At 76.1% G+C, this 10,576-nt stretch carries 1 protein-coding gene; it reads right to left on the reverse strand.

Annotated elements, in window-relative coordinates:
- Positions 1 to 35 precede the first annotated feature (35 nt).
- On the reverse strand, positions 36 to 10,181 hold the full coding sequence (locus ACPFP2_RS09855; protein WP_424088224.1) for a type I polyketide synthase: 10,146 nt from the start codon (positions 10,179 to 10,181) through the stop codon (positions 36 to 38).
- Positions 10,182 to 10,576: the final 395 nt, after the last annotated feature.

The raw sequence follows: 10,576 nt of genomic DNA on the forward strand, positions 1-10,576 counted from the left end.
TCCGTATCGGGATCAGAGGTCCGGGGCATCCGCGGTCAGGCCGTTCCGAGCTCGTCGTCGAGCAGGTGGAAGATCTCCTCGGCGGTGGCGGAGGCGAGGGTGCCGTCGGCGGTGGCGGCCTCGTCCGCGCCGGGCTCGGCGTACGTCCACAGGGTCAGCAGCTCCCGCAGCCGGGCGGCGACGGCGGTGCGGTCGGTGTCGTCGTCGGCGACCGCCCGCATCGCGGTCTCCAGCTTGTTCAGCTCGCCGAGCACCGACAGCGCGGAGGTGGTCCGTTCGGCCAGCAGCGCGCCGCGGAGGTGGCCGACCAGCGCGGTGGTGGTGGGCCGGTCGTAGATCAGGGTGGACGGCAGGCGCAGCCCGGTGGCGGCGGTGAGCCGGTTGCGGAACTCCACCGCGGTCAGCGAGTCGAAGCCGAGTTCGACGAAGCCCTTGTCCTCGGCGACGTCGCGCATCGAGGCGTACCCGAGGACCGCCGCCGCGTGGGTGCGGACCAGGTCGGACAGCACCCGGTCCCGCTCCGCCTCGGGGGTGCCTGCGAGGGTGTCGCGCAGCGTCGCCGCGGCGTCGGCCGCCGGGGCCGCCGCGACGGCGGCGGCCGGGCGGACGAGGCCGTGCAGCAGGCGGGGCAGCGCGGGCCCGAGCCGGCCGAGCACCCCGAGGTCCAGGCTGACCGGGACGACCACCGGGTCGGGGTGGCGCAGCGCGGCGTCGAACAGGGCCATGCCCTCGTCGGCGTCGAGCGGGTGGAAGCCGCCACGGCCCATTCGGCGCTCGTCGACGTGGCCGGGCTGCCCGCCGGGCAGGTCGGCGTTGGCCCAGGGCCCCCACGCCATGGAGGTGACGGTGAGCCCGCGCGCACGCCGGTGCTGCGCGAGCGCGTCGAGGAAGGCGTTCGCGGCGGCGTGGTTGGCCTGCCCGGGCCCGCCGAACAGCCCGGACGCGGAGGAGAAGAGCACGAACGCGGCGAGGTCCAGCTTCTCGGTCAGCTCGTGCAGGTGCCACCCGGCGTCGACCTTCGGCGCGAGGACGGCGTCGAAGCGGGCGGGGGTGAGCGCCGGCAGCACCCCGTCGTCGAGGACCCCGGCGGCGTGCACGACGCCGACGAGCGGCCGGTCGGCGGGGATCTCGTCGAGGAGCACGGCGAGGGCGTCGCGGTCGGTGACGTCGGCGGCCACCACCTGGGCGGTGGCGCCGAGGTCGGCCAGTTCGGCGGCGAGGGTGTCCGCGCCGGGGGCCTCGGGGCCGCTGCGGCTGACCAGCAGCAGCCGGCGTACCGCGTGCCGGGTGACCAGGTGCCGGGCGACGAGCCGGCCCAGCGCGCCGGTGGCGCCGGTGACCAGGACGGTGCCGGCGGAGAGGTCGGGTGCGTCCGAGGGGGGCGGGCCGAGCCGGGCCAGCCGGGGTGCCCGCAGCCGGCCGGCGCGGACGGCGAGCTGGGGCTCACCGCCGGCCAGGGCGGCGGGCAGCGCGGCGGCGGAGCGGGGGTCGTCGTCGACGTCGAGCAGCACGATCCGGTCGGGGTTCTCCGACTGGGCGGAGCGCACGAGGCCCCACACGGTGGCGGCGGGCAGGTCGGTGAGCCGGTCGTCGGCGTCGACGGCGACCGCGCCCCGGGTGACCACGACGAGCCGGGCCGTCTCCAGTTCCGGCCGGGCGAGCCAGTCCTGCACCAGGGCGAGGGTCTCGTGGCTGACCAGGTGCGCCGCCCGTGCCGGGTTCGGCTCGTCGGCGCGCTGCCCGACGGACGCGGCGAGCACCGCGTCGGGCACGACCGCGCCGCCGGTCACGGCCGCGACCAGGGCGTCCAGGTCCGGGTACGTCTCGACGCCCGGCCACGCGCCGCCGAGCGCGACCGGTCGCGGCGGCGTCCCGGCGGGCGCGGCGGTCGGCTCGGTCCAGTCGAGCCGGTGCAGCGACCGGTGGGCGGTACGCCGGGCGGCGCTGAGCTGGTCGGCGGTGACCGGTCGCAGCACCAGGGCGTCGAGCGAGGCGACGGGCACACCGCCGGTGTCGGTGACGGTGGCGGCGACCGCGCCGTCGCCGGCGGTGAGCCGGACCCGCAGTTCCCGGGCCCGGGTCGGCTGGATCGCCATCCCGGTCCAGGAGAACGGCAGTCCGGGCTGCGCGTCCCCATCCGACGGCCCGGCGTCGGCGCGGTCGAGGGCGCTGGCCCCGATGGCGTGCAGGGCGGCGTCGAGCAGCGCGGGGTGTACGGAGAATCCGGCGGTGTCGGTGGTCGCGTCGGCGTCGAGGGACACCTCGGCGAGGATGTCGTCGCCGTGCCGCCAGGCGGCGCGCAGCGCCTGGAAGACCGGGCCGTAGTGGTAGCCGCCGGTAGCCAGGTGCGGGTAGAGCGCGTCGAGGGCGATCGGCTCGGCGTCGGCCGGGGGCCAGGCGCCGGCCGGGCCGGCGGCGACCGGTCGGGTGGGGGCGAGCAGGCCGTGGGCGTGCCGCCGCCACTGCCGGGCCGTCCCGGGCCGGTCGCCGTCGTCGTCGGCGTACGAGTGGACGGAGACCGGCCGGTGGCCGTCGTCGTCGGCCGCGCCGACCCGGACCCGCAGGTCCACCGCACCGGAGTCGGGTACGGCGAGCGGGGCTTCCAGGACGAGTTCGGTGACGTGGGCGGCGTCGACGTGCCGGCCGCTGGCGGAGGCCAGCTCGACCAGGGCGGTGCCGGGCAGCAGGACGGTGCCGAGGACGGCGTGGTCGGCGAGCCACGGGTGGGTGGCGAGGCTGATCCTGCCCGTGAGCAGCAGCCCTTCGTCGCCGGGCAGGTCGGCCACGGCGCTGAGCAGCGGGTGGTCGACGGCGTCCAGGCCGACCGCGGGCAGCCCGGCCCGGCTCACGCCGGTGTCCTGCAACCAGTACCGGTCGCGGGCGAACGGGTAGGTGGGCAGTTCGACGGTCGGTGTGCGGGTGAGGATCTTGGTGAGGTCGACGGGTAGGCCGATGGTGTGGGCGGTGGCCAGGTTGGTCAGCAGCCGGGTCGGGTCGTCGTCGCCCCGGCGCAGACTGCCCAGGGTGTGGCCGGTGGTGTCGGTGTCGTCCAGGATCGCCGTCACCGGCATCGTCAGCACCGGATGCGGGCTGACCTCCACGAACGTGCGATGCCCCGCCGCGATCGCCACCCGCACGGCCGCGTCGAACTGCACGGTGCGACGCAGGTTGTCGTACCAGTAGTCGGCCGTCATCGTGGCCGGGTCGACCCACTCACCGGTCAGCGTGGAGACGAGACGGACGTGGCCGGGCTGCGGGGTGATGTCCGCGAGGTCGGCGCGGAGCTGTTCGGCGACCTCCTGCACAGCAGCGGAGTGAGAGGCGTAGTCGACCGGGATCAGCCGGGCGCGGATACCGTCGGCCTGACACGCGTCGACCAGATCGGCCACCGGCTGCGGCGGACCAGAGACGACCACCGTCGACGGACCGTTCACCGCCGCCACACCGACACCCTCGAACGCCGGCAACCGCTCCGCCACGGCGTCAGCGGGCAGGTCGATCGACGCCATCGTGCCCGTGCCCCGCAACACCGCCAGGGCCCGCGACCGCAGGGCAACGGTCCTCGCCGCATCCTCAAGGGACAGAATGCCCGCGACACACGCCGCGCCGATCTCACCCTGCGAATGCCCGATCACCGCCTGCGGCACCACACCCACGTCCTGCCAGACGGCCGCCAGAGCGATGCCGACGGCCCACAGCACCGGCTGCACCACCTCGACCCGCTCCAACCACGACTCGTCATCACCGGTCAACACCGAGACGAGATCCACATCCAGGTACAGGGCGAGAGCCTGCTGACACTCGGCCAACCGCGCGTCGAACACCGGCACCCGACCGACCAGACCGGCCGCCATCCGCGCCGACTGCGCGCCCTGACCCGGGAACACGAACACCGGACCCGCACCGTGGCCCGACACCGTCCCCGACACCACATGGGACGCCGGCAGACCGGCGGCCACGGCGTCCAGACCGGACAGCAGGTCCTCGACGGTCGACCCGATGACGGCCGCCCGGTGGTCGAGGGTGGCGCGGGTGGTCGCCAGGGTCCAGCCGACGGCAGCGGGATCCACCTCGGTCTGCTCGCGCAGGTGCGCGGCCAGCCGGGCGGCCTGGGCGGCGAGGCTCGCGGTCGACCGGGCCGACACCGGCCAGGCGACGGCGGCGGAGGCGACCAGAGCAGGGTCGACGGCCGGCTCCGGGCTCCCGGCGTCGTCGGCCTCGTCGGGCTGCTCGATGATCAGGTGGGCGTTGGTGCCGGACATGCCGAACGACGACACCGCCGCCCGGCGCGGCCGATCCACCTGCGGCCACGCCCGCGCCTCGGTCACCAACTCCACGGCCCCGACCGACCAGTCGATGTGCGGCGACGGCTCGTCCACGTGCAACGTCGCCGGCACCAGACCGTGCCGCATCGCCTGCACCATCTTGATCACACCGGCCACACCCGCCGCCGCCTGCGCGTGCCCGATGTTCGACTTCACCGACCCGAGCAGCAGCGGCTCATGCCCGTCGCGGCCCTGCCCGTACGTGGCCAGCAACGCCTGCGCCTCGATCGGGTCACCCAACGTCGTGCCGGTGCCGTGCGCCTCGACCACGTCCACGTCCACCGTGGACAACCGGGCCGAGGCCAGGGCCTGCCGGATCACCCGCTGCTGCGACGGACCGTTCGGAGCGGTCAGACCGTTAGACGCGCCGTCGGAGTTGATCGCCGAGCCGCGTACCACCGCGAGGATCCGGTGGCCGTGGCGGCGGGCGTCGGAGAGCCGCTCGACGAGGAGCATGCCGACGCCCTCGGACCAGCCGGTGCCGTCCGCCGAGGCGGCGAACGACTTGCACCGGCCGTCGGCGGCCAGGCCCTGCTGGCGGGAGAACTCGGCGAAGGTGCCGGGGGTGGCCATCACCGTGACCCCGCCGGCCAGGGCCAGGTCGCACTCGCCGCGGCGCAGCGCCTCGCCGGCCAGGTGCAGCGCCACCAGCGACGACGAGCAGGCGGTGTCGACGGTGACCGCCGGCCCCTCCAACCCGAGGGTGTACGACACCCGGCCGGAGATGATGCTGTGCGCGGCGCCGGTCATCAGGTACCCCTCGGTGCCCTCCGGCACCTCGGTCAGTCCGGTGCCGTAGCCGGAGGTCGACGCGCCGACGAACACGCCGGTACGGCTGCCCTTCAGCGAGGTGGGGTCGAGCCCGGCCCGTTCCAGGACCTCCCAGGACGCCTCCAGGGTGAGCCGCTGCTGCGGGTCCATGGCCAGGGCTTCGCGGGGTGAGATGCCGAAGAAGGCCGGGTCGAAGGCGGTGACGTCGTACAGGAAGCCGCCGGCCGGGGCGTAGCCGCTGTCCGGGGTGGGGGTGTCCCAGCCCCGGTCGGTCGGGAAGTCGCCGATCGCGTCGACGCCCTCGACGACGAGCCGCCACAGCGCCTCCGGGGCGCGGGCGTCACCGGGGTACCGGCAGGCCATGCCGACGATGACGATCGGCTCGTCGGCGTCCGCCGCCACGACCGGCTCGGCGGGGGCGGCGGCATCGGCGCCGAACACCCTCTCGCGCAGGTGCCGGGCCAGGTCGGCCGGGGTGGGGTGGTCGAAGACCACGGTGGACGGCAGCCGCAGCCCGGTCGCCTCGTTGAGCCGGGTACGGAAGTCCACGGCGGTGAGCGAGTCGAAGCCGAGGTCCTTGAACGGCCGGCCGCGCAGGTCGTCGGGGGTGGCGTGGCCGAGCACCCGGGCGGTCTGCGCGTTGACGATGCGCAGCAGTTCCCGCTCCTGCTCCGCCTCGGGCAGGTCGGTCAGGTGGCGCAGCGCGTCGGCGACGCCGGCCGGCGTGGCGGCGTTGTCGGCCTCCGCCTCGACCAGCGCCCGCACCTGCGGCAGCTCCGACAGGAACGGGCTGGGCCGGGTGAGGGTGAACGCCGGGTGGAACCGGCTCCAGTCGACGTCGGCGACGGTGACGCAGGGGGTGGGTCGTCGTACCGCCCGGTCGAGGGCGACCAGGGCCCGCTGCGGGTCGATGGTGGGCAGGCCCATCCGGTGCAGCTGCTCGGTGGCGGCGTTCTTGGCGGCCATGCCGTCGACGCCGCCCCACGCGGTCCAGGAGACGGCGGTCGCGGCCAGGCCCCGGTCCCGGCGCTGCACGGCGAGCGCGTCGAGCAGCGAGTTGCCGGCCCCGTACGCGCACTGCCCGGCGCTGCCCCACACCCCGGAGATGGAGGAGAAGAGCAGGAACGCGGCGAGCGGACGGTCGGCGAGGCACTCGTCGAGGTGCAGCGCGCCGAGCACCTTGCCGGCGACGACGTGGGAGAACTCGTCGAGGGTGGTGCCGGTGAGCGGGGTGAGCTGGTCGGTGCCGGCGGCGTGCACCACCGCGGTCAGCTCGGGCAGCGAGTCCAGCAGCGCCGCGACGGCCTGCCGGTCGGTCATGTCGCAGGCGGCGGCGGTGACCCGCCCGTCGTCGGCGTACGCGTCGAGCAGGCCGGGGGTGGCGGCGCCGCGCCGGCCGACGAGGACGACGCGGCGGGCGCCCCGGTCGAGCAGCCAGCGGGTGACGTGGCCGCCGAGCGCGCCGGTGCCGCCGGTGACCAGGACGGTGCCGTCGGCCCACCAGTCCCCCCGGTCCGGGCCGGGGGCGGGGGCCGGGGCGAGCCGGCGGCCCCAGACGCCGCCGGAGCGGACCGCGACCTGGTCCTCCCCGCTGCCGCCGGCGAGGACGGCGGCGAGCCGGCGCAGCACGCCGTCGTCGACGGCGGCCGGCAGGTCCACCAGGCCGCCCCAGCGGTGCGGCTGCTCGACGGCGGTGGCCCGGCCGAGGCCCCAGACCAGGGTCTGGAGGGGGTGGTCGACCGTGTCGGCGGGGCCGGCCTTCACCGCGCCGCTGGTGACGCACCAGACCGGCGCGTCGAGGTCGAGGTCGGTCAGCGCCTGCAGCAGCACGAGGGTGGTCGCGGCGGCCACGCTCATCCCGGGATGCGCGGGCAGCAGCCGGTCCTGGCCGGCGACGAGGTGCAGCACCCCGGCGACCGGCCCGTCGCCGACGGCGGCGCGCACCCGGACGGCGAGCGCGGCACGGTCCAGGTCGTCCGCGCCGACGCGCAGCGTCACCGGCTCGTCGCCGCCGGCGCGGAGCAGGCCGGCCAGCTCGTCCGCCCAGTGCGGCGCGGCGTCGGCGGGCAGCGCCAGCAGCCAGCGGCCCGCCGGCCGGTCGCCCTCCGCGACCGGCACGGGCTTCCACACCACCTGGTACGACCAGCCGTCGGCCACGGACCGCTCGTGCCGGTTGCGCCGCCACGAGGCGAGCACGGGCAGCGCCGGCAGCAGGGTGTCCACCGGGTCGGCGGCGCCGGCCGGGTCACCGCCGAGCTGGTCGCGCAGCGCGTCGACGTCGGCCTGTTCGACGGCCGCCCAGAACTCGGCGTCCACGCCGGACTCGGTGCCCGCCGGGGCGGGCGGGGGCGGCTCGGGCCAGAACCGTTCGCGGTGGAACGCGTACCCGGGCAGCCGGACCCGGCGGGGCTCGGCGCCGGCGAAGAGGTCCCGCCAGCCGACCGGCACCCCGGCGACGTGCAGCTCGGCGAGGGCGGTGAGCAGGGACGCCGGTTCGGGGCGGTCCCGGCGCAGCAGCGCCACGGCGGCCGTCGGGTCGGCGTCCGGGCCGAGGATCTCCCGGGTCAGCGCGGTGAGCACGCCGCTCGGGCCGACCTCCAGGTACGTGCCGACGCCGAGGGCGCGCAGCCGCTGGACACCGTCGGCGAAGCGCACGGTGTCCCGGACGTGCCGAACCCAGTGCGCGGTGCTGCGGATCTCCCGCTCCTCGACGGGTTCGCCGGTCAGGTTGGAGACGATGGGCAGAATGGGGGCGCGCAGCTCCAGCCGGTCCACCACGGCGGCGAACTCGGCGAGCATCGGCTCCATCAGCGGGCTGTGGAAGGCGTGGCTGACCCGCAGCCGCCGGGTGCGCGTACCCCGGTCGGTGAAGACGCGCTGCACCTCGGCGACCGCGTCGTCGGCGCCGGAGACGACCACGGCGGTGGGGCCGTTGACGGCGGCGACGCCGAGCGGGCCGTCGATCGCGGCGAGGACGCCGTCGACCTCGTCCACCCCGGCCTCGACGGAGAGCATGGCCCCACCGGCGGGCAGCGCCTGCATGAGCCGGCCCCGGGCGGCGACCAGCGCGGCGGCGTCGGGCAGGGAGAGCACCCCGGCGACGTGGGCGGCGACCACCTCACCGATGGAGTGGCCCATCAGCATGTCGGGGGTGACCTGCCAGGACTCCAGCAGCCGGTACAGCGCCACCTCGACGGCGAAGAGGCCGGCCTGGGTGAACAGGGTCTGGTCGAGCAGGTCGGCGTCGGCGGTGCCCGGCTCGGCGGCCAGCACCGGGGCCAGCGGCCGGGGCAGGTGCGCGTCGAGCGCGGCGCAGGTCTCGGCGAGCGCCCGGGCGAAGGCGGGGAACGCGGCGGCCAGTTCCCGGCCCATGCCGGGGCGCTGGGCGCCCTGGCCGGAGAAGAGGAAGGCGAGCTGCCCGCCGCGCGGCCCGGCCCCGGCGACGAGTCCGGACGCGGTCCGGCCGTCGGCGAGGGTACGCAGGCCGCGCAGCAGGTCGGTGCGGTCGGCGGCGAGGACGACGGCCCGGTGCTCCAGTGCGCCGCGGGTGGTGACCGACGACCAGCCGACGTCGACCGGCCCGGCCCCGGCGGCGTCGGTGTCGAGCCAGTCGGCCCAGCGAGCGGCCTGGGCGGTGAGCCCGGCGGCGTCGCGGGCGGAGAGCAGCACGGGCGCCAGCCCGGCGGCCGTCACCGGGGAGCCGGACGCCACCGGGGCGGTGGTGGCGTCCGGGGTCTCCGCCGGGGCCTCTTCGATGATCACGTGGGCGTTGGTGCCGCTCATGCCGAACGAGGAGACGCCCGCGCGGCGGGGCTGCTCCCCCGCCGGCCAGGGCTGCGCCTCGGTGAGCAGCGACACCGCGCCGGCCGTCCAGTCGACGTGCGGGGTGGGCTCGTCGACGTGCAGGGTGGCCGGCAGCGTCTGGTGCCGCAGCGCCATCACCATCTTGATCACGCCGGCGACGCCGGCCGCCGCCTGGGTGTGGCCGATGTTCGACTTGACCGAGCCGAGCCGCAGCGGCCGGTCCGCCGGCCGGCCCTGCCCGTACGTGGCGAGCAGGGCGGTCGCCTCGATCGGGTCGCCGAGGCTGGTGCCGGTGCCGTGCGCCTCGACCGCGTCGACCTGCTCCGGGGAGAGCCGGGCGCCGGCGAGGGCCTGGAGCACGACCCGCTGCTGGGAGGGGCCGTTGGGGGCGGTGAGCCCGTTCGACGCGCCGTCCTGGTTGACCGCGCTGCCGCGTACCACGGCGAGGACGGGGTGGCCGTTGCGGCGGGCGTCCGACAGCCGCTCGACGAGCAGGACGCCGACGCCCTCGCCCCAGGCGGTGCCGTCGGCCGCCCCGGCGAACGCCTTGACCCGGCCGTCGGCGGCGAGGCCGCGCTGCCGGGAGAAGCCGATGAACGCGGCCGGGGTGGACATGACGGTGGCGCCACCGGCCAGCGCCAGGGTGCACTCCCCCTGCCGCAGGGCGTGGCAGGCCAGGTGCAGGGCGACCAGCGACGACGAGCAGGCGGTGTCGACGGAGACGGCGGGGCCCTCGACGCCGAGCACGTACGAGATGCGGCCGGAGACGACGCTCGCGGCGGTGCCGGTGAGCACGTACCCCTCGACGCCGGGCGGCGGCGACTGGAGTAGCGCCGCGTAGTCCTGGCCGGTGGTGCTGGCGAAGACGCCGACCTGGTGGCCGCGGAGCGTCGCGGGGTCGATGCCGGCGTGCTCGAACGCCTCCCAGGAGGTCTCCAGCAGCAGCCGCTGCTGCGGGTCCATGCCCAGCGCCTCGCGCGGCGAGATGCCGAAGAAGCCGGCGTCGAACTCGGTGGCGGAGTCCAGGAAGCCGCCCTGCCCGACGTACGAGGTGCCGGGGTGGTCGGGGTCCGGGTGGACCAGCCGTTCCAGGTCCCAGCCCCGGTCGGCGGGGAAGTCGGCGATGGCGTCGCCGCCGGTGGCGACCAGCCGCCACAGGTCCTCGGGGGACCGCACGCCGCCCGGGAACCGGCAGCCGATGCCGACGATGGCGATGGGCTCCCGGTGCGCCGCCTCCAGTTCCCCGAGTTTCCTCTTCGTCTGGTGGAGGTCCGCGGTCACCCATTTCAGGTATTCCCGGAGAGTGTCTTCAGTCGCCATTAGCGCCACCTTTTCGGGCCGGAAGAACCAGGCGACCCAATACCGTCCACAGCAGCCTCGGGCCGCGACATCACAACCCGTCGAGCCCGACCATGAATTGCAATTGACAACAGCTCTGCAGCGCCCACCGCGTCTTGGTTACCGGAGGAAGGTAATTGTCGGCCGACGGCGGTCACAACCCCTACGGTGCCCCTACGGCCGCCCCTACCTGGGCGTTGACGCAACTGGCCGCAGGCTGGGCCGGGGCCGCCCCGGCCCGGTCCGGTACGGCGACCCGGCGGGGCCGGTGACCCAGGGTTGCCACCCCCGTCGCCACCGGCCCCGCCGGCCCGTCCGACAATGGTCGGACGACCGAT

Source organism: Micromonospora citrea, assembly GCF_049629545.1.
In the GTDB taxonomy this organism is placed as follows: Bacteria; Actinomycetota; Actinomycetes; order Mycobacteriales; family Micromonosporaceae; genus Micromonospora; species Micromonospora citrea_A.